The following is a 19,996-nucleotide window of genomic DNA, read 5'->3' on the forward strand; positions in this document are numbered from 1 at the left end:
CGATGATCGAACGCACCCCGATCCTGAACGCGCTGACGCATGTGATCCTGATCACCGGCCTGGTCCTCGTGCTGCTGCCCTTCGCCATCGTCCTGGCCGCCGCGACCAAGGACATCCAGGGCGTCAACCAGGTGCCGATGAGCCTGATCCCCGGCGGCCATCTGATCGACAACCTGGCCGCGGCCTGGGACCGCGCCGAGTTCGGCCCGAAGCTGCTGAACAGCCTGATCGTCGCGGTCGGCGTCACCGTCGGCAAGATCGTGCTGGCGGCGCTGACCGCCTTCTCGATCGTGTTCTTCCGCTACCGCGCGCGGATGCTGGTGTTCTGGCTGATCTTCACCACGCTGATGCTGCCGCTCGAGGTCCGTATCGTGCCGACCTATTCGATCGCGGCCAACGCCCTGTCGCCGTTCCAGAGCATGCTCGCGGCCATCGGGCTGCAGGTCGACCTGCAATGGAACCTGCTGAATTCTTACACCGGGCTGATCCTGCCGCTGATCGCGACCGCCACCGGCACCTTCCTCTACCGCCAGTTCTTCCTGACCGTGCCGGACGAGCTGCTGGAGGCGTCGAAGATGGACGGCGCCGGCGCCATGCGCTTCTTCGCCGAGATCCTGATGCCACTGTCGCGCACCAACATGCTGGCGCTGGCCGCGATCCTCTTCGTCTACAGCTGGAACCAGTATCTCTGGCCGTTGCTGGTCACCACCGACCAGTCCTTCAGCACCGCGGTGGTCGAGCTGAAGCGCCTGATCCCGACCAACCAGGGCGGCCTGCCGGAATGGAACATCGCCATGGCCGGCACCCTGATCGTGATGATCCCGCCGCTCCTGGTCGTCGCGCTGATGCAGCGCTGGTTCGTGCGCGGCCTGATCGCCACCGAAAAGTGAACCGGAAGGAGAAAGCCATGGCCCACATCGCCATCCGCGGCGTGCGCAAGAGCTACGGCAAGACGCCGGTGGTGCACGGCGTCGACCTGGACCTGCCGTCGGGCACCTTCGCCGTGATCCTCGGCCCGTCCGGCTGCGGCAAGTCCACCCTGCTGCGCATGATCGCCGGCCTCGAGGAGATCACTGCCGGCGAGATCGCGATCGGCGGCCGGGTGGTGAACCAACTGGAGCCGCGGGAGCGCGGCTGCGCCATGGTGTTCCAGAATTACGCCCTGTACCCGCACATGACCGTAGCCCAGAACATGGGTTATGCGCTGAAGGTGGCCGGCGTGCCGAAGGCCGAGCGCATGGCCAAGGTGCGCGAGGTGGCGAAGCTGGTCGGGCTCGAGGATTTCCTCGACCGCAAGCCGGCCGCCCTGTCCGGCGGCCAGCGCCAGCGCGTCGCCATGGGCCGCGCCATCATCCGCGAGCCGCAGGTGTTCCTGTTCGACGAGCCGCTGTCCAACCTGGACGCCAAGCTGCGGGTGCAGATGCGGGTCGAGATCCGCCGCCTGCACCGGCGCCTGGGCGCCACCTCGGTCTTCGTCACCCACGACCAGGTCGAGGCGATGACCCTGGCCGACGTGCTGATCGTGATGAACAAGGGCGTGGTCGAGCAGATCGGCCGCCCGGCCGAGATCTACAACCACCCCCGCACCCGCTACGTCGCCAGCTTCATCGGCTCGCCGGCAATGAACTTCATCGAGGGCCGCATCTTCGCCCCCGGCCAGTTCGGCTTCGACGAGACGAAGACGATCGCGATCGACCCGGCCTATGGCGGGCGCTTCGTCGAGCGCTCCGCCGCGCTGGGCATCCGGCCCGAGCTGGTGGAGATCGTGCCGGCCGACCGGCCCGGCGCGCTGGTCGCCACCGTCGATTTCATCGAGGAGCTGGGCGCCGGCCGGGTGATCCACACCGACATCGACGGCCTGTCCTTCGCCGTCACCACCGGTGACGAGGCGGACTACGTCCCCGGCCAGCCGCTGGGCCTTCACCTGCCGCCGTCGCAGCTGCATTTCTTCGACCCGCACACCGGGCTGCGGCTCGATGCCGACCTGCCGGCCGAGCATCGCTTCGCCGTCGCCACCGCCGCCTGACCATCCGCTTCAGCGAGACAACTCCATGACCGACATCATCACCGCCATCGGCTTCTCCACCGGCGTCAGCGGCAAAGGCGACCTGTCGCGCCTGGACGCCAGCCTCGGCCGACTCACCGAGATCGGCGCCGACGCGGCCGAGCTGTCGCTGTACGGCGAGGACCTGATCGCCGGCGGGCGGCTGCTGCCCGACCGCGTGCACAAGCTGGAGCAGATCGTGCGCCGCCACGATCTGCACTACACCGTGCACGGCCAGATCGTCTCCAACTTCATGGACGAGCAGAACCTACATCTGCAGAAGGCGGTGGTGCGGGCGATGCTGGAGCTGTGCGACCAGGTCGGCGCGACCGTGCTGGTACACCACGCCGGCAAGGCGGCGATGACCGACCAGGCCGGCCGCGACCGGCTGGACGCGATGGAGCGCGAGGCGCTGGCCGAGCTGGCCGAGGTCGCCCGCGGCTACGGCGTCAAGCTGGCCTTCGAGAACATCTTCGCCATGGATGACGGCGAGTACCGCCAGACCCCGGCCGAGGTGGCCGACACGGTGCGGGCGGTGAGCCACCCGAACCTGTGCACGCTGATCGACTTCAGCCACGCCTATATCGAATGCACCCGCCGCGGCCTGGACTGGCGCGCCCAGATCCGCAGCATGGCCTCGGCCACCGGCCATCTGCACGTGCATGACAGCTTCGGCCGGCCCTACACCATGACCAGGTTCTACGATCCGTCCGAGGCCGTGGCGCTGGGCATCGGCGACCTGCACCTGCCGTTGGGCTGGGGCGACATCCCCTGGGACGAGATCTTCGCCGAGCTGCGCTTCCAGCCGGACACGGTGATGATCCTGGAGCTGAACGGCGACCGCTACGACGCCGAGCTGGCCGACAGCCTGGCCCGCGCCCGGCGCCTGGCCGATCTGGTCAACCAGCGCGCGCTCGCGGCCTGACCCGGACGATGCGGGAGATCATCACCCGGAGGGCCGGCGTGCTGCCGGCCCCCGACCCGATCCTCTTGGCCGACGCCGCCCTGGCGCCGGACGACGCGCATGACCGCTTCGCCGCCCAGGTGCCGGCGCTGACCGCGGTCGAGCACCGCCCGGCCCCGGTGGAACTGCCGGTGCCGCCGCGGCTCCGCCTCGCCGCCTGGAACGCCGAGCGGCTGAAGTACCACGCCCCCTCCGCCGCCCTGCTAAGGGGCACCGATGTGGTGCTGCTGACCGAGGCCGATATCGGCATGGCCCGGTCCGGCAACCGGCACACGGTGCGCGACCTGGCCGAGGCGCTGGGCATGGGCTGGGCCTATGGCGTGGAGTTCGTCGAACTCGGCCTCGGCGACGCCCGCGAATGCGAATGGCACGCCGACGAGGACAACCGCGTCGGGCTGCACGGCAACGCCATCCTCAGCCGCCATCCGCTGCTGGACCCGGTGATCATCCCGCTCGACGCCGGCGGCACCTGGTTCGCCGGCCGCAGCGGCAACCAGCGCCGGCTGGGCGGCCGCATGGCGGTCGCCGCCCGGCTCGATGCCCCGCGGCCGCTCTGGCTCGTCGCCGCCCATCTCGAGAGCCACAGCGACGCCGCCGACCGGGCGCGCCAGGGCGAGCGGCTGGTCGCGGCGCTCGACCGGCTGGTGCCGGCCGGCGCCGGGGTGGTGCTGGGCGGCGACTTCAACACCAAGGAGGCGTCGGGCTCGCTGGAGGCGCCGGAGGCGGAGGAGCCGCTGTTCGCCGTGCTGCGCGACGCCGGCTTCGACTGGCGCCGCTGCAATGCGCCGGGCATCACCCAGCGCACCCGCCCCGACGGGACGCCCGAGCCGCCCTTCGCCAGGCTGGACTGGCTGTTCACCCGCCATGTCGAAGCCGAGGCGCCGGAGACCATCCCTGCGGTCGACGCCGCGGGCGCCGCGATCTCCGACCACGACGCGGTGGCGGCGACGGTGGTCACGGGCGTGGCGGCGGAGCCGAAGGTCACGGCCCGGGCTGAGGCTTAGGTTTCCTGCTTCACCGTCATGGCGAGCCCCGAAGGGGCGTGGCCATCCAGGGGCCGGTGTCGCTGGATGGCCACGTCGCTTCGCTCCTCGCCATGACGACAGGGGGAGCCCCTTCCCAAATGACTCCGATGTCATGAAACGTCCCGGCCATCCGCTCCGTATAGAGGGATGGCCGCGCTATTCTCTCCGTGGCCGCAACCCCGACCGCGTCCACCGAGGATCTGATGCGTTCGCCCTTTACCGACCGTGCCGGCCGCTTCTCCTGGCTGAAGACCGTGGTCTTCGTGCTGCTGCTCCTGCCCGGCCTGTGGTACGGCGGGCGCCTCCTGGCCGGCGATCTGGGCGCCGATCCGGTGCAGACCTTCCTGCGCAATATCGGGCTTTGGGTGCTGTATCTGCTGGTCATCGGCCTGGCCGTCACGCCGCTGAAGCGGGCGCTGCGCTGGCCGCAACTGATCCAGGTGCGGCGCATGATCGGTGTCGCCGCCGCCACCTATGTGCTGATCCATTTCACCGGCTACATCGTCCTGCAGCGCTTCGACCTGACCTTCGTGGCCTCGGAGATCGTGAAGCGCCTCTACCTCACCATCGGTTTCCTGGCGCTGCTGGGACTGATGCCGCTGCTGGCCACCTCGACCGACGCCATGGTCAAGCGCCTGGGCGGCAAGGCCTGGCAGCGGCTGCACCGGCTGGTCTATGCGATCGTGGTGCTGGGGCTGATCCACGGGGTGATGCAGTCCAAGGTCGACGTCGCCATCCCGACCACGCTGGCCGGCTTCACCATCTGGCTGCTGGCCTGGCGGGTGCTGGACGCCCGCTTCGGCCGCGGCGACGGGCTGCCGCTGTGGTCGCTGGCGCTGCTGTCGGTGGTCACCGCATTGGTCACCGCCGGCGGCGAGGCGGCGATGTACGGGCTGTTCACCGGCGTCGACCCGATGCGGGTGCTGCGCGCCGATCTGGTGTTCACCTTCGGCCCGCGCCCGGCCTGGATCGTGCTGGGCGCCGGCCTGGCGGTCACCCTGCTGGCAGCGCTGCGCCGGCTGCAGAAGGACCGCGCCCGCCGCCCTGCGCTAGCTTGAGGCGGCCGGCTTCCGGATCCAGATCACGGCGGCCAAGAGGCCGAGCAGCATGGCGCCGCCGCCGAGGCCCATCGCCAGCCGCATGCCGTCGACCGAGACCCCTCCCCCGCCGATCGCGCCCAGCACGGCGACGCCGATGGCGCCGCCGGTCTGACGCACCGCGTTGAGCACGCCCGACGCGATGCCGGAGCGGGCGCGGTCGACCGTCGCCAGCAGCGCCGCGGTCATCGGCGGCACGGTCAGCGCCGTGCCGCAGCCGATCAGCAGCAGCGTCCACCAGATCGCGCCGTAATCCGTCGCCGGGTTCAGCTCCAGCGCCAGCGCGGCGAAGCCGGCCACGGTGACGCACAGGCCGGCGACCATCGGCTGCCGCGCCCCGCGGCGCGCCGCGATCCGGCCGGCGGCGACGTTGACCAGGGCGATCAGCCCGGTCATCGGCACGAAGGCGAGGCCGGTGAGGAAGGGCGACAGGCCGAGCGGCCCCTGGAAGTAGAGGCTGAGCAGGAAGGTGGCGCCGTAGAAGCCGGCATTCATCAGGAAGCCGATGAAGGATACCGCCGAGAACACCGGATGGCGGAACAGGCCGAGCGGCATCATCGGCGCCCGGCTGCGGGATTCGACCAGGAGGAAGCCGGCGCCGGCCAGCAGGAACAACGCCGCCCCGCCCAGCACCAGCGGATGGGTCCAGCCCAGAGGCTCGCCCTCGATGATCGAGCCGGTCAGCGCCACCAGCGCGACGATCGCCAGGATCTGACCCGGCAGGTCGAGGGCGCGGTTGTGCCGGCCCTCGGTCTCGGCGGTGAAGCGCAAGGTCAGCCACAGGCCGATCACGCCGACCGGCAGGTTGACCAGGAAGATGCTGCGCCAGCCGAGCAGCGCGATCAGCACGCCGCCGACCACCGGCCCGGCCACCATCGCCATGCCGCCGGCCCCGGCCCAGATGCCGATCGCCCGCATCCGTTCGCCCGGATCGTGATAGGCATGTGCGACCAGGGCCAGGGAGCAGGGCATCAGCAGCGCCGCCCCCAGCCCCTGCGCCACCCGCGCCGCGATCAGCACCGTGCCGGTCGGCGCCAGGCCGCAGGCCAGCGAGGCCAGGGTGAACAGGGCGAAGCCGGCCAGGTACAGGCGCCGCGCCCCGAACCGGTCGCCCAGCGCGCCGCCGGTCAGCAGCAGGCTGGCGAAGGCCAGGGTGTAGCCGTTGACCACCCATTGCAGCCCGGCGACGCCGCCCTGCATCAGCCCCTGGATCTGGTCGAGCGCGACGTTGACGATGGTGACGTCGAGCTGCACCACGACGATGCCGAGGCTGAGCGCGGCGAGGCGGGCGGCGCGCCGCACGGGGGCAGCGCGATCGAGGCTGGCGTCGAAGGGCATGGGCTCGCCGGCGGCGACGGGACGTTCGGTTTCTGTTCCCTAGCACGAGTCGCGCAGACCCGAGGCCGCCATCGGCGCATCGCTGTCCCGCGGGTCGGTCAATCCGGCGACGGCCTGCCCTACACTGGACATGGACCACGGGAGGGGTGATCGTGACAGCCGAATTCTATCTGATCCGCCACTGCCGGGCCGCCGGCCAGGAGCCGGACGCGCCGCTGACCGACGAGGGCCGGGAGCAGGCGTACCGGCTGAGCGACCGGCTGTCGGCTCTGCCGATCGCGCGCATCGTCTCCAGCCCCTTCCTTCGCGCCCGCGACAGCGCCGCCCCGCTGGCGGAACGCCTGGGGCTGTCGGTCGCGATTGATGCGCGGCTGGCGGAGCGGGTGCTGGCGGCGGAGCCGGCCGAGGATTGGCGGGACCGGCTGCGCCGATCCTTCGCCGATCCCGCCCTGGCCTGGCCGGGTGGAGAATCCGGCGCCGCGGCGACCCGGCGCGGCCTGGCGGCGCTGATGGATGCCGCGGCCGGCGCCGAGGGGACGGTGGGGATCGTCACCCACGGCAACCTTCTGGCCCTGCTGCTGCAGAGCTTCGACGGCCGCGACGGCTTCGCCGCCTGGGCCGCGCTGAGCAACCCCGATGTGTTCCACATCGACATCGCCGGCGCGGTCCGGCGCTTCTGGAAGGACGACGACTGAGATGGCCCTGACGATCGCCCGGGAGACGCCGGACCAGGCGGAGGTGCATGCGCTGCTGGAGCAGGCCGATCGCCGCTCGGCCGGCCTCTATCCGGAAGAGAGCCGGCACGGGCTGGACGTCGCCGCCCTCCTGGCGCAGCGGGTCCACTTCTTCGTCGCCCGGCTGGACGGGCGCGCGGTCGGCTGCGGCGGCTATGCCCCCGAGGGCGACGGCACGGCGGAGCTGAAGCGGATCTTCGTCGCCACCGAGGCCCGCGGCCTGGGCATCGGCCGCGCCCTGCTGGCGGCCCTCGAGGCCGAGGCGCGGCGCGAGGGCATCCGGCTGTTGCGGTTGGAGACCGGGGTGAAGTCGACCGAGGCGCTCGGCCTCTACCGCCGCTTCGGCTATCGCGAGACCGGCCCCTTCGGCGCCTACGGCCCCGACCCGCTGAGCGTGTTCATGGAGAAGGCGCTGCCGGACGAGTGAGGCGCCCGTCATCATCCTGTCGCGATCCGGCTGCTACGCCCGCGCAGACCGAACGACGGAGACAGCCTTGGACCACATTGATTGGGCCTCACGCCTGACGGCACCTGCCGAGGGCGCGCCGAACCCGACGCTAGCCGTGAAATTCGCGCGCGACGGGTCGCCCCTGCCCTTCCGCGGCAACACCATCATCTGCCACATCCCGGCAACGGCGCCGGAACAGCCCGCCCTGGCCGAGCTGGCGCAGCGGCTGCGCGACCTGCCTTGGGGTGGCCGTTTCGCCTTCCTGCCGGCCTCCAGCTATCACATGACCGTGTTCGAAGGCGTGATCTGTGCCGAGCGGTCGCCGGAGCGCTGGCCGCAGGGCGTGGCTCCCGATGCGCCGCTGGAGGACATCACCCGCCGCTTCATCGACCGGCTGCGCGGCCTGTCCGCGCCGCAGCGCTTCGCCATGCGTCCCGCCGGGCTGTTCCCGATGGGCACCGGCGGTACCGTGGTCGGGCTGGAGCCGGCCGATGAGGACACCGCCCGCCAGATCCGCGGCCTGCGCGAGGCCTTCGCCTTGATCCTGGGCCTGCGCAAGCCGAACCACGACGCCTACCGCTTCCACATCACGCTGAGCTACCTGCTGGAGTGGCTGAGCCCGGCCGAGGCGGAGCAGCATCTGGCCGCGCATCAGCGCCTCGGCGAGGCCTTCATCCAGGCCCATCCGGTGCTGCATCTCGGCCCGCCGGAATTCTGCGTGTTCGAGACCCTGCACCGCTTCCTGCCGGTGCTGCGCTTCCAGGGCTAAGAAAAGACCCGCCACCCCGGAGGATGGCGGGCCAGTCCGGACGGCGGCCCCACAGAGCAACGGCCGCCGTCCTTGGGATCGGGTCAGGCCGCGGCGTCGACCGAAACGGTCAGGCCCAGCCGCTCGGCCACGCCGGCGCCGTAGGCCGGGTCGGCCTTGGCGAAATGGGCGATCTGGCGGCGCTGGATCGCCTCCGGCACCGGGCGCATCGAGGCGGCGATGTTGTCCATCAGTCGGGTGCGGGCGCCGTCGTCCATCAGCCGGAACAGCGCGCCGGCCTGGCTGTAATCATCATTGCCGACGCGGTGGTCGTAGCGGTCGGCGGCGCCGCGCAGCGGCAGGGGCGGCTCGGCCGCCGCCGGGTCCTGCTTCGGGCCGCCGAAGCTGTTCGGCTCGTAGTTCACCGCGCCCTTGCCGTTGTTGTCGAAGCGCATCGCCCCGTCGCGCTGGTAGTTGCTGGCCACGGCGGCGTGCGGCCGGTTGACCGGCAGCAGGCCGTGATTGCCGCCCAGGCGATAGCGATGCGCGTCGCCATAGGCGAAGAGCCGGCCCTGCAGCATCTTGTCCGGGCTGAAGGAGATGCCGGGCACCACATTGGCCGGGCTGAAGGCCGACTGCTCGACCTCGGCGAAGTAGTTCTCCGGGTTCCGGTTCAGCACCAGCTCGCCGATCTCGATCAGCGGATGCGCGGCGTGCGGCCAGACCTTGGTCAGGTCGAACGGGTCGATCGGGAAGGCCTCGGCCTCCGCCTCGGTCATGATCTGCACCGAGACTTTCCAGGCCGGGAACTCGCCGTCCTGGATCGAGGCGAACAGGTCACGGGTGGCATGGTCGGGATCGATGCCGATCATCGCCGTCGCCTGCTCGGCGGTGAAGTTCTGGATCCCCTGCTTCGTCTTGAAGTGATACTTCACCCACACCCGCTCGCCGGCGGCGTTGATCCAGCTGAAGGTGTGGCTGGAGAAGCCGTCCATGTGGCGGTAGCTGCGCGGCGTGCCGCGGTCGCTGAACAGGATGGTGAACTGGTGCAGCGTCTCCGGCGACAGGGAGGCGAAGTCCCAGACCGCCGTCGGGTCCTTCAGGTTGGTGGCCGGGTTGCGCTTCTGGGTGTGGATGAAGTCCGGGAACTTCAGCGGGTCGCGGATGAAGAAGACCGGCGTGTTGTTGCCGACGATGTCGTAGTTGCCGTCCTCGGTGTACAGCTTGAGGGCAAAGCCGCGCGGGTCGCGCTCGGCATCGGCCGAGCCCTTCTCGCCGCCGACGGTGGAGAAGCGCAGGAAGACCTCGGTCTCCTTGCCGACCTCCGACAGGAACTTCGCCCTGGTCCATTTCGTGACATCGGCGGTGACGCGGAAGGTGCCGTAGGCGCCGGCGCCCTTGGCGTGCACCACCCGCTCCGGGATCCGCTCGCGGTTGAAATGCGCCAGCTTCTCGATCAGGTGGAAGTCCTGGATCAGCACCGGGCCGCGCGGCCCTGCGGTCAGCGAGTTCTGGTTGTCGGACACCGGGGCGCCGAAGGTCGTCGTCAGGGTGGTCATCGAGGGCTCCTGTCGGGGGCGGGACATCCGCCGTGGGAAAGAGGGTTGCCGTCGCGCCGCGATCAGGGAAATCGATCGTTCTTATCGGCGCGATAAGTGAACGCCGCGCTCGACCAGGGGCAGCAGGTCTCGGCGGTGACGGTGCAGCCGCAGCAGCAGCTGGGGCGGCAGGTCGCCCTGCACCCCGACCCGGCCGTTCTCGAGGGTCAGCCGGGCGCCGTGGCGGGCGAGGTCGGCGAGCAGCGCGTTCAGGGCGGGACGCATCAGGCCGCCCTCCGCATCGGCCCGGCGCCGAGGGCCCGCCGGACCTGGGCCACCAAGCCGGCGACATAGGCAGGATGCACGCCGACGGTCGGGACGCGGATGAAGGAGGGCACGCCGGCGGCCTCGGCCACCGCGCGGTATTCGCGGTCGAGCTCGACCAGCGTCTCTGAATGCTCGGAGACGAAAGCGACCGGCACCAGCACCAGGCCGACGCCGTCGCGCCCGGCCTGCCGCACCTCCTCCTCCGTGTCCGGCTTCAGCCATTCCTGCGGCGTCACCCGGCTCTGGAAGGCGATGCGCCAATCGAGGTCCGGCAGGCCGAGTGCCGCGACCACCGCCTCGGCCGAGGCGCGGACCTGGTCGGGATACGGGTCGCCCGCCTTCACGATCGACAGCGGCAGGCCGTGGGCGGTGAACAGCAGGCGATGGCGCCCGCCGTCGCGCGGCCAGGCCCGGCGGATCAGATCCGCCTGGGCGGCGATGAAGCCGGGGTCGACGGGCGCCGCCTCGACGATCCGGGTCGGCGCGTCGAGCCCGGCCGCGCGGGCGGCTCGTGCCCAGTCCGCCAGGGCGGAGCGGGTGGTGGTGGTCGAATACTGCGGGTAGAGCGGCAGCAGCACGATCTCGTCCGGCCCCCAGGCGCGAACCAGCGCCGCCGTCTCGGCCGCGAAGGGGTGCCAGTAGCGCATCGCCACGAAGGACCGGACCTCGCCGAGATCGCCGAGCCGTTCGGCCACGGCCTGGCCTTGCGCCCGGGTCTGGCCGAGGATCGGCGAGGCGCCGCCGAGCTGGCGATAGATCCCCTGCGCGATCGGGGTGCGGCGCCGGGCGATCAGCCGGGCCACCGCGGCCCGCAGCGGGCCGGGCAAACGGATGATCTCGGGGTCGGAGAAGAAGTTGCGCAGGAACGGGCCGACCGCCTCCAGCCGGTCCGGGCCGCCGATCTGCAGCAGCACCAGGGCGATGCGACGGCGACGGGCAGCGGGGACGGGTCCGGCGAAGGGCGACATGGCGGGCTCCTGTGGCTGACCGGAGCCTCACTTACCGCTTCGATAAGATCCAATCGATCTATCCGATCTGGTAGATAGACATCGCTTATCGTACATAGATGGGCATGACCCTCGCCGGCCTCTCCCTTCGCGATCTCGAATATCTCGTCGCCGTCGCCGAGCTGCGCCATTTCGGCCAGGCGGCGGAGCGCTGCGGCGTCAGCCAGCCGGCGCTGAGCATGCAGATCCGCAAGCTGGAGGAGACGCTGGGCCTGGCGGTGTTCGAGCGCGGGCCGAAAACGGTGCTGGTGACCGCCAAGGGCGAGGTCATCCTGGCCCAGGCCCGCCGCGTGCTGCTGGAGGCGCGCCGGCTGACGGCGCTGGCGCAGGAGCTGGACGCGCCCCTGTCCGGCCCGCTGACCGTGGGCGCGATCGAAACGCTGGGCCCCTATCTGTTCCCGCACATGCTGAAGCCGCTGCGCCGGGCCTTCCCGAAGCTGGAGCTGGTGCTGCACGAGGGCCGCACCTACCAGCTGGTGGAGGCGCTGCGGCACGGCGCGCTGGATCTGGTGTTCCTGTCGCTGCCGGTCGCCGATCCGCAGATCGCGACGGCGCCGCTGTTCTTCGAGCCCTTCGTCCTGGCCCAGCCGGCCGACCGGCCGGTGGCGGCGGACGGCGCCGCCCGAGTCGCCGAGCTGCCGCGCGAAGGCCTGCTGCTGCTGGAGGACGGGCACTGCCTGCGCGACCAGGCGCTGGAGGTGTGCGGCACGCTGGGCACCGGCGGCAAGCGGCACAGCACCAGCCTGGAAACTCTGCGCCAGATGATCGCGGCCGGCGCCGGCTACAGCCTGTTCCCGCGCCTGGCCACGCTGGGCGAGGCCAGCGTCGGCGGCCTGGTCAGCTATGCCGGCTTCGACGGCGCGCCGCCGGGCCGGATGATCGGCCTGGCCTGGCGCCAGAGCGACCCGCGGGCGGAGCAGTTCGAGGCGCTGCGCCGCGTCCTGCTCGACCACCCTCCGCCCGGTACACGGATTGCGGACGGGGCCGAGCCCATGAAAAACGGGGGCGCGGCGTGAGGCCGGCCCCCGTCGAAGCGATGCGATCCGCGCGGATCACTCGTCGCGATGATGGTCCTTCACGTCGACGTCGATCGGCACGCCCGGCAGCTGCTTGGCGGTGCGGATCGCCAGGGCCGATTTGACGTGGTTGACGTTCGGCGCCGAGGTCAGCTGGGTGGTCAGGAAGCGCTGATAGCTGTCCCAGTCCTCGGCCACGATCTTCAGCAGGAAATCGGTCTCGCCGGCCAGCATGTGGCATTCGCGGACCAGCGGCCAGCTGCCGACCAGATCCTCGAACTTGCGCAGATCGGCCTCGGCCTGGCTGGTCAGCCCGACCTGGGCGAAGACGGTGACGCCGAAGCCCAGCGCCTCGGGGTTGATGTCGGCATGGTAACCGCGGATGTAATGCGCTTCCTCCAGCGCCCGGACTCGGCGCAGGCAGGGCGGGGCGGAGATGCCGGCACGGCGCGCCAGCTCGACATTCGTCATCCGGCCGTCGTCCTGGAGGTCGCGGAGGATACGGCGGTCGATGCGGTCGAGCTTCACACGGCGCATGGGTTCTCTCATGAAAGGGCTTCCGTGATTACGCGCAAGGATATTGCCGGACTTTCGCCGGGCGCAAGCGCAATCCTGTTTCGCGGGGAGGGTTTGGCAGCATGAGCGCGACGCCGCGCGCGGGGACAGGCGACATCGGCTCCCTGCGGGTGTGGGTGGTGTCGGATGGCCGCCCGGCGAACGAGAACCAGTGCCTGGGTCTGGCGGAAGCGCTCGGCATCGTCCCGGAGGTGGTCCGACTCGGCACTCGCCATGGCTGGCATCGGCTTCTCGATCCCGTTCGGCCCGCCGCCGGCTTCGGCCTGAACGGGCCGCCCTGGCCCGACCTGCTGATCGCAGCCGGCCGGCAGAGCGTGTATCCCGCCCTCGCCGTGAAACGGGCCAGCGGTCATCGGACGCGCCTTGTGCAAATATTTCGTCCCGGCGTCAACCCGCGGCGTTTCGATCTGATCGTGACGCCCCGCCACGACGGACTGAAAGCACCCAACGTCTTCGCCACCAGCGGCGCGCTCAACCTCGTCACCCCGGCCCGCCTCGCCGCGGCCGCGGCGGAGTGGGAGCCGGTGCTGGGCGGGCTGCCGCGACCACGCGCCGCGGTGCTGATCGGCGGCAGCAGCAAGTCGGTCGCGGTGCCGGCGGGCGCCGTGGCCCGACTCGCCGGGCAGCTCGCCGACCTGGCCCGCAGCGGGGTCGGGCTGATGGTCACCACCAGCCGGCGCACGCCGGAGGGCGAGGCCGCGGCGCTGCGCCGGGCGCTGGAGGGGCTGCCCGCCTGGATCTGGGACGGCCGTCCGCCCAACCCCTACTTCGGCTTCCTGGCCCTGGCCGACGCGGTGATCGTCACCAATGACAGCATCAACATGACCTCGGAGGCGGCGACCACCGGCAAGCCGGTGCATGTCGTGCAGTGGGCCGAGCTGGCGCCGAAGCACCGCCGTTTCCACGAGGCGCTGGCGGCCGCGGGCGTCACCCGCCCCTTCGCCGGCCGGCTGGAGCAATGGGACTACACGCCGCTCGACGACACCGCGCAGGCGGCCGAACGGGTGCGGGCGCTGTTCCGGCCCGGCTGAGGCGACGCCGAAGCAGCGGACCCTAGGGCTTCAGGAGCCTGAACTCGACAGCTGTCCCGGCCCGGATCTTCGCTGCGATGGCGTTCAGATCCGAAGACGCGCCGGCCGCGGCCGGCGCGAGATTCAGGCGACCGCCGGCGAGGGGCATCAGAATTCGCACCGACGGCGACACGATCTGCTCGCCGACTCGGATCTCGACGTCCCGATCCAGATGCTCCGACGTGAACTCGAACAGCCGCCCCGCGGCTGCCTCGGTCAGGGACACCCGGACCGACGGCCTCGGCAAGCCGTGATTGACCTGGACATCGGCGATATCGGATGGGACGAACCGAAGCACATCCCCGCCGAGCCCGGCCTGAGCCTGCGCCATGGCATCGGGTATGAGTGGCCCACCGCCCGCGGTCGTGAGCGGACCTAGGGTCGCCAGCGTCGCCATAAGAACGGCGAGTGTTCTGCACCAAAAGTTCATTCTGCGCTTCATTGACCAAGCCGGATCAATGCCTTAACTGACGACAGGGTATCACGTCGGGCGAACTCAGCGAGGTCGCGGATGAGGAAAATTCCTGATCACAGCGACCCGCTCGAATGGCTCGTCTATCGCGTTGCAGATTTAGTGCGTAGGGCTTTTCCCAACGTGTTCGGTCGCCTGATTGCCGTGGCCATCCTTATCGCCGGGCTGACCATTCTGATCGCCCTATACGGCAGCGAATGGTTGGCCATCCTGTCGAAATGGATAGGAGAGTAGCCCATCATGGAAACTGTGGTGGTTCAACCGAACCTTGGACCAAAGCCGGCGCCGCATGAGTCGCTCGCCGTAGCTTCATTTGGCGCATTCGGAAATAGAATCCCGAGAGTTCGTGGGCACTATCACTATGCCACATTCGGGTATTATACCACCCGCACCCCGAATACTTATGTGCTCCAGATACAAGGATTGATGGGTTTTGCAAATTACACAGCACCAATTTTAGTCGCGATCGAGTACTATGACGCAGCGCAAAGAGCAACGGTTCGGGAGTGGCAAATAGCCGGGGGAGGCCAATCCCCGACGCAGGTCAGCATTGTTGCAGGAGGCTCTCAAGACGGCAGGACTGAGGGAGCGTTTGAGATCAGAGTCGCGGTATTCCCACTGTCTGGGACTATTCCTGGCATAGGCCCGGCAGCACGATTTCTGGGACGGGTAGGAAGAGTGGCCAATCGCCTCGGCGATGCCATTGATGGAATCAATGTGAACCCGAGCTATCGCATTTCCCTGATTCAGGTGGCGCCAGCTCCACGCCCGCCGCAATTTGCCGGCCTCCAGTGCACAGCAGAAAATCCGTACGGAAGATCGGCAGACAATCGCATAATGACGATCATTCGATGGTAGAGAAGCTGCGAACGCCCGTTGAGACTTGAGAAGTCCATGGGCCGGGCTATGACCGGCGACCCGTCGTCGGCCGCCGGTCCGCGCCTACCTTGCCACCCCGGGTGGCGGTGGCTATCTATCGGTGACACTTCCCCGCAGCGGATTGTCGCCCCATGCCGGCCACCCATCGCACCAAGGTCCTGATCATCGGTTCCGGCCCGGCCGGCTACACCGCCGCGATCTACGCGGCGCGCGCCAATCTGGAGCCAATCCTGGTGCAGGGGCTGCAGCCCGGCGGGCAGCTGACCATCACCACCGATGTCGAGAACTATCCCGGCTTCGCCGACGTGATCCAGGGCCCCTGGCTGATGGAGCAGATGGAGGCCCAGGCCCGGCACTGCGGCGCGCGGATGGAGTTCGACCTGATCACGAAGGTCGACTTCTCGCGCCGGCCCTTCGTCTGCACCGCCGATTCCGGCACGGTCTACGAGGCCGATTCGGTGATCATCGCCACCGGCGCCCAGGCGCGCTGGCTGGGCCTGCCCAGCGAGCAGGCGTTCCAGGGCCGCGGCGTCTCCGCCTGCGCCACCTGCGACGGCTTCTTCTTCCGCGGCAGGGAGGTGGCGGTGATCGGCGGCGGCAACTCCGCGGTCGAGGAGGCGCTGTACCTGACCAACCACGCCACCAAGGTGACGCTGGTGCACCGCCGCGACCAGCTGCGCGCTGAGCGCGTGCTGCAGGACCGGCTGTTCGCCCATCCCAAGATCGAGGTGGTGTGGAATCATGTGGTCGAGGAGATCGTCGGCGGCGGCATACCGGAAGCCGTGACCGGCGTCAGGCTGCGCGACACCCGCACCGGGGCCGAGACCCTGCTGCCGGTCGACGGCGTCTTCGTCGCCATCGGCCACGACCCGGCGACCGCGGTGTTCAAGGGCCATGTCCGCATGGACGCCGACGGCTACATCCTGACCGCGCCCGATTCGACCGCGACCGACGTGCCCGGCGTCTTCGCCGCCGGCGACGTCAAGGACCGGGTCTACCGCCAGGCGGTGACCGCCGCCGGCATGGGCTGCATGGCGGCGCTGGAGGCCGAGCGCTTCCTGTCCGAGCATGCCGGCACCGGACATCTGGCCCGGATCGCCGACCGCGACGCCCGCCCGGTGGCCGCCGCCGCGGGCTGAGCCTGCTGCCGGCCTCCCGGCCCGCCTCGATTCGTAAGGGCGATGACGAAGGGGGTGCCATCCCCCCTTTCGAGTCGGGCGGCAACAATTGTTCCCGCCCGGCCCAAGCTTTGCTTGCGTTCCGTCGGGGGTGGCCGTCATAGTGTATATAGTGTGATTCGCAGGCGCGACGCCGAGCGCTGGTATATCGACCACCCCGCCCTAGTCGCCCGCGCAAGAAACGAACGGGTGCCGGAGATGGACTGGGACAAGCTGCGCGTTTTCCACGCCGTCGCTGACGCGGGCAGCTTTACCCATGCGGGCGAGAAGCTGAACCTCAGCCAGTCGGCGGTCAGCCGTCAGATCAGCGCTCTTGAGGAGAGCCTCAAGGTTCCGCTGTTCCACCGCCATGCCCGCGGCCTGATCCTGACCGAGCAGGGCGAGCTGCTGTTCCGCACCGCGCGCGAGGTCTTCGCCAAGCTGTCGATGACCGAGGCGCAGCTGAGCGAGAGCAAGGACCACGCCCGCGGCCCGCTGAAGATCACCACCACCGTCGCCTTCGGCTCGACCTGGCTGACGCCGCGGGTGCGCGAGTTCCTGACCGCCTACCCCGAGATCGACCTGACGGTCCTGATCGACGACGAGGAGCTGGACCTCGGCATGCGCGAGGCCGATGTCGCCATCCGCATGACGCCGCCGCGGCAGCCGGACCTGATCCAGCGCCACCTGATGACGGTGAAGATCCACATCTTCGGATCGGTCGACTACCTCAAGCGCAACGGCATCCCGCAGACGCTGGACGACCTGAACAAGCACTCGATCATCATCTATGGCGAGGATGCGCGCGGGCCGATCGCCGACATCAACTGGCTGGCCCATGTCGGCAGCCCGCCGCCGGGCGGCCGCAAGATCGCGCTCAGGGTCAACAACCAGTACGCGATCTACCGCGCCGTGCGCAGCGGCCTCGGCCTCGCCGCCCTGCCCGACTTCATGGTCGATCCGACCCTGAACGTGGTGCGGGTGCTGCCCGAGGTCACCGGCCCGACCACCGAGGCCTATTTCGTCTATGCCGAGGAGCTGCGCCACTCCAAGCGCATCGCGGTATTCCGCGACTTCCTCGTTCGCAAGGTGGCCGAAAGCAAGTTCTGACGCCTGCCGCAGGGCGGAGTCGGGCGGCCCACGCCTCCCGCATAGGGCATGATGCGCGCTTTTCCAGGGCGGGATGTGGGAAAAAGACGGCAAATGTCCGAAATCTGTGCAAAAGCACCTGGAAAAGTGGCGGATTTCCTAGGGGTTGCATGGCGCGGAGCGAGCTATGCAATGCGCGCATAAAAGCAATGGTAGAAACTGGTTACCAATCGCTCAGAGATTGCCTATCTTAAGAGCGTTCGTGCTGCAGCGCAGCAGAACAAGGGTCCGGCACTGCCGGCTCCTTGCGTCTCCCAGACGTGAAGCCTCCCTGTTTGACTCGGGCCGGAACGCGTTTCCGGCCCTTTTTTTGTGCAGATTCCGGGCCCGGACGGACCGGACCCTGCCGCTGCCGCGGGAACGGGCAGGACGCGGGAGGATGAGGGGGGGTGCCGCCCCCCCTCCCGCTCGGTCCCGTTGCCGGTCAGGCGTACAGGCGCTCGTTCTCCAGCCCTTTGTAGAGGTCGGCGACATATTCGCCGTAGCCGTTGAACAGCTGGGTCGGCACCCGCTCGCCGGTGCCCAGCACCCGCTCCATCGCCTGGCTCCAGCGCGGATGCGGCACCTGCGGGTTCACATTGGCCCAGAAGCCGTACTCGCTGCTCTGCAGCTGCTCCCAGAAGCTGACCGGCCGCTCGTCGGTGAAGCCGATGCGGACGATGCTCTTGATCGACTTGAAGCCGTATTTCCACGGCGTCACCAGCCGCAGCGGAGCGCCGTTCTGGCGCGGCACCGGCTTGCCGTAGAGGCCGGTGACCATGAAGGCCAGCTCGTTCGTCGCCTCGGCCATGGTCAGGCCCTCGACATAGGGCCAGGGGTAGAAGATCTGGCTGAAGCCCGGCGCCTCGTCGTCCTGGAATGTTTGCATGCGTACATATTTCGCCGAGGACAGCGGCCGGGCGTAGTCGACCAGCGCCTTCAGCGGGAAGCCGGTCCAGGGCACCGCCATCGACCAGGCCTCGACACAGCGGTGGCGGTACAGACGCTCCTCCAGCGGCATGGCGCGGATCAGGGTGTCGATGTCGACCTCCCGCTCCTCTTCGACCATGCCCTCGAACTTCACGGTCCAGGGGCGGATCTTCAGCTCCTGCGCCGCCTCCCAGATGTCCTTGTCGGAGCCGTATTCGTAGAAGTTGTTGTAGGTGGTGACGTCCTGCTCGGGCGTCAGCGGCCGGTCCAGCGTGTAGCGCCCGTTGCGCCTGGCCGGGTAGAGGTCGGCGGTCGGGTCCGGATCGGCCGCCCGGGCCGGGCGGAGGCTGAGCGCCGCGCCGGCGGTGGCCAGCAGGCCGGCGCCGAAGCCCATCGCCTGCAGCAGGCGCCGCCGGTCGAGATACACCGCCTCCGGCGTCGCCCGGCTTTCGGGGATGCGCCATCCCGGGTTGCGCTTGATCAGCATCGGCCTGTCTCCCTTGACCCGAACCATCCGACCGCGAAGCGGTCTCCCCTGTAGTTCGCGGCAGGACCGTCCGACGTTACCGCGGGCCGCCCCCGACATAGGGCGCCAGCACGCCCAGCAGCGCCGCATGCGTCGGGGTCGGGACGCCGGCTGCGGCGCCGAGCCGCACCACCGCGCCGGACAGCCAGGGCAGCTCCAGCCGCCCGCCGGCCTCGAGGTCCTGCTGCATCGAGGTCCGGATCATCGGCGGCCGCTCGTCCAGCGCCGCCAGGATGCGGGCGGCGAAATCGGCGGGCAGGCCGACCCCGCGGGCCCGCCCCACCGCTTCGATCTCCGCGATCGCAGCGACCAGGACGGCCCGGGTCTCCCGCACCGAGCGGATGACGCCGACGGGCTGGCGCGCCGCGGCCCCGACCCCGGCGAAGGCGGCGAGGAAGGCGAACTTCTCCCACAGCGCGACCTCGATCCGGTCGCTGGCGCCGCCCTCGATCCCGGCGGCGCGGCACAGCCGGTCCAGCGCCCGGACCGCATCGCTCATGGAGCCGTCGCGCCGGCCGAAGGTCAGCCGCCGCAGCGCGCCGGTCTGGCGGATCACACCCGGCGACTCGATCCGCGCCGAGACATGGGCCACGCCGCCCAGCACCTCCGGCCCGGGCAGCGCGGTGGCGACGATGTCCGCCGCCTCGACGCCGTTCTGCAGCGGCAGCAGCAGCGTGCCGGGCCCGATCAGCGGCCGGGCCGCCGCCGCGGCCGTGGCGAGGTCCCACAGCTTGACCGTGAGGATGACGAGGCCGACCGGGCCGATCGCGGCCGGGTCGTCCGTGGCGGTGACGGGCCCGGCGAACAGCACGGCGCCGGTCTCGTCCCGGATGGTCAGGCCCTGCTCCTGCAGCGCCTGGAGATTCGCGCCGCGGGCGAGAAAGGCGACCTCGGCCCCGGCCTGCTGCAGCGCCGCCCCGAACACGGCGCCGACGCCGCCCGCCCCGATGATCGCAATGCGCATGGGTCTGC

The 19,996-nt window shown here is 70.0% G+C and carries 21 protein-coding genes; 13 read left to right on the forward strand and 8 right to left on the reverse strand.

From position 1 onward, the window contains the following. Window positions 1-2: 2 nt before the first annotated feature. From ugpE to G537_RS38765, 5 genes are all read left to right on the forward strand, one after another. Window positions 3-890 (forward strand): sn-glycerol-3-phosphate ABC transporter permease UgpE, encoded by an 888-nt coding sequence (ugpE, locus tag G537_RS0119355; protein WP_026871532.1) that lies wholly within the window; start codon window positions 3-5, stop codon window positions 888-890. Between the two features lie 17 nt (window positions 891-907). After that, a complete protein-coding gene (ugpC, locus tag G537_RS0119360; protein ID WP_026871533.1) occupies window positions 908-2,026 on the forward strand; it encodes a sn-glycerol-3-phosphate ABC transporter ATP-binding protein UgpC in 1,119 nt (372 codons plus the stop codon). A gap of 25 nt (window positions 2,027-2,051) precedes the next feature. Next, complete coding sequence (locus G537_RS0119365; protein WP_026871534.1) at window positions 2,052-2,969, forward strand: TIM barrel protein; 918 nt, start codon at window positions 2,052-2,054, stop codon at window positions 2,967-2,969. A gap of 8 nt (window positions 2,970-2,977) precedes the next feature. Continuing rightward, entirely contained in the window at window positions 2,978-4,012 is a 1,035-nt protein-coding gene (locus tag G537_RS38760; protein ID WP_051248645.1) for an endonuclease/exonuclease/phosphatase family protein, read from the forward strand. A 224-nt stretch (window positions 4,013-4,236) separates the two neighbouring features. Next, complete coding sequence (locus G537_RS38765; RefSeq protein ID WP_051248647.1) at window positions 4,237-5,091, forward strand: protein-methionine-sulfoxide reductase heme-binding subunit MsrQ; 855 nt, start codon at window positions 4,237-4,239, stop codon at window positions 5,089-5,091. On the opposite strand, the gene G537_RS0119380 is transcribed toward G537_RS38765, so the two are convergent. Then, complete coding sequence (locus G537_RS0119380; protein WP_026871535.1) at window positions 5,083-6,468, reverse strand: MFS transporter; 1,386 nt, start codon at window positions 6,466-6,468, stop codon at window positions 5,083-5,085. The genes G537_RS38765 and G537_RS0119380 overlap by 9 nt on opposite strands. Window positions 6,469-6,620: 152 nt before the next feature. Between G537_RS0119380 and G537_RS0119385 the strand changes: the two genes are divergently transcribed. The 3 genes from G537_RS0119385 to G537_RS38770 all read left to right on the forward strand — a co-directional run bounded on the left by G537_RS0119385 (window position 6,621) and on the right by G537_RS38770 (window position 8,419). After that, on the forward strand, window positions 6,621-7,163 hold the full coding sequence (locus G537_RS0119385; RefSeq protein WP_034852306.1) for a histidine phosphatase family protein: 543 nt from the start codon (window positions 6,621-6,623) through the stop codon (window positions 7,161-7,163). A gap of 1 nt (window position 7,164) precedes the next feature. After that, window positions 7,165-7,629 (forward strand): GNAT family N-acetyltransferase, encoded by a 465-nt coding sequence (locus tag G537_RS0119390; protein WP_026871537.1) that lies wholly within the window; start codon window positions 7,165-7,167, stop codon window positions 7,627-7,629. A 67-nt stretch (window positions 7,630-7,696) separates the two neighbouring features. Beyond that, a complete protein-coding gene (locus G537_RS38770; protein WP_162146129.1) occupies window positions 7,697-8,419 on the forward strand; it encodes a DUF1868 domain-containing protein in 723 nt (240 codons plus the stop codon). A gap of 83 nt (window positions 8,420-8,502) precedes the next feature. Here G537_RS38770 and G537_RS0119400 read toward each other — a convergent pair whose 3' ends face one another. From G537_RS0119400 to hemH, 3 genes are all read right to left on the reverse strand, one after another. After that, window positions 8,503-9,957, reverse strand: a complete 1,455-nt coding sequence (locus G537_RS0119400; protein WP_026871538.1) for a catalase — start codon at window positions 9,955-9,957, stop codon at window positions 8,503-8,505. 81 nt (window positions 9,958-10,038) lie between these two features. Next, complete coding sequence (locus G537_RS0119405; protein ID WP_026871539.1) at window positions 10,039-10,221, reverse strand: hypothetical protein; 183 nt, start codon at window positions 10,219-10,221, stop codon at window positions 10,039-10,041. Then, entirely contained in the window at window positions 10,221-11,231 is a 1,011-nt protein-coding gene (gene hemH / locus G537_RS38775; RefSeq protein WP_051248652.1) for a ferrochelatase, read from the reverse strand. The genes G537_RS0119405 and hemH overlap by 1 nt, the downstream gene beginning before the upstream one ends. 104 nt (window positions 11,232-11,335) lie before the next feature. Between hemH and G537_RS38780 the strand changes: the two genes are divergently transcribed. Next, window positions 11,336-12,286 carry a LysR substrate-binding domain-containing protein gene (locus G537_RS38780; RefSeq protein ID WP_034852312.1) on the forward strand — a complete coding sequence of 317 codons (951 nt, stop codon included), beginning with the start codon at window positions 11,336-11,338 and terminating at the stop codon, window positions 12,284-12,286. A gap of 36 nt (window positions 12,287-12,322) precedes the next feature. Here G537_RS38780 and G537_RS0119420 read toward each other — a convergent pair whose 3' ends face one another. Beyond that, window positions 12,323-12,823, reverse strand: coding sequence for an Lrp/AsnC family transcriptional regulator (locus tag G537_RS0119420; RefSeq protein WP_026871540.1), 501 nt, complete (start codon window positions 12,821-12,823; stop codon window positions 12,323-12,325). A gap of 101 nt (window positions 12,824-12,924) precedes the next feature. Between G537_RS0119420 and G537_RS0119425 the strand changes: the two genes are divergently transcribed. Continuing rightward, complete coding sequence (locus G537_RS0119425) at window positions 12,925-13,893, forward strand: mitochondrial fission ELM1 family protein (RefSeq protein WP_026871541.1); 969 nt, start codon at window positions 12,925-12,927, stop codon at window positions 13,891-13,893. Window positions 13,894-13,915: 22 nt separating this feature from the next. On the opposite strand, the gene G537_RS0119430 is transcribed toward G537_RS0119425, so the two are convergent. Further along, a complete protein-coding gene (locus tag G537_RS0119430) occupies window positions 13,916-14,263 on the reverse strand; it encodes a hypothetical protein (RefSeq protein WP_026871542.1) in 348 nt (115 codons plus the stop codon). A gap of 180 nt (window positions 14,264-14,443) precedes the next feature. Between G537_RS0119430 and G537_RS0119435 the strand changes: the two genes are divergently transcribed. The 3 genes from G537_RS0119435 to G537_RS0119445 all read left to right on the forward strand — a co-directional run bounded on the left by G537_RS0119435 (window position 14,444) and on the right by G537_RS0119445 (window position 17,550). Continuing rightward, window positions 14,444-14,638, forward strand: a complete 195-nt coding sequence (locus G537_RS0119435; protein WP_026871543.1) for a hypothetical protein — start codon at window positions 14,444-14,446, stop codon at window positions 14,636-14,638. Window positions 14,639-15,414: 776 nt separating this feature from the next. Continuing rightward, window positions 15,415-16,422 (forward strand): thioredoxin-disulfide reductase, encoded by a 1,008-nt coding sequence (gene trxB / locus G537_RS38785; protein WP_051248656.1) that lies wholly within the window; start codon window positions 15,415-15,417, stop codon window positions 16,420-16,422. Window positions 16,423-16,659: 237 nt separating this feature from the next. Beyond that, window positions 16,660-17,550: a LysR family transcriptional regulator gene (locus tag G537_RS0119445; RefSeq protein WP_026871544.1), complete on the forward strand. Its 891-nt coding sequence runs from the start codon at window positions 16,660-16,662 to the stop codon at window positions 17,548-17,550. A 463-nt stretch (window positions 17,551-18,013) separates the two neighbouring features. Here the strand turns inward: G537_RS0119445 and msrP are convergent, their stop codons facing one another. Next, window positions 18,014-18,985, reverse strand: coding sequence for a protein-methionine-sulfoxide reductase catalytic subunit MsrP (gene msrP, locus G537_RS0119450; RefSeq protein ID WP_026871545.1), 972 nt, complete (start codon window positions 18,983-18,985; stop codon window positions 18,014-18,016). A gap of 76 nt (window positions 18,986-19,061) precedes the next feature. Then, complete coding sequence (locus G537_RS0119455) at window positions 19,062-19,988, reverse strand: ketopantoate reductase family protein (protein WP_026871546.1); 927 nt, start codon at window positions 19,986-19,988, stop codon at window positions 19,062-19,064. Window positions 19,989-19,996: the final 8 nt, after the last annotated feature.

The organism is Inquilinus limosus DSM 16000 (assembly GCF_000423185.1).
In the GTDB taxonomy this organism is placed as follows: domain Bacteria; phylum Pseudomonadota; class Alphaproteobacteria; order DSM-16000; family Inquilinaceae; genus Inquilinus; species Inquilinus limosus.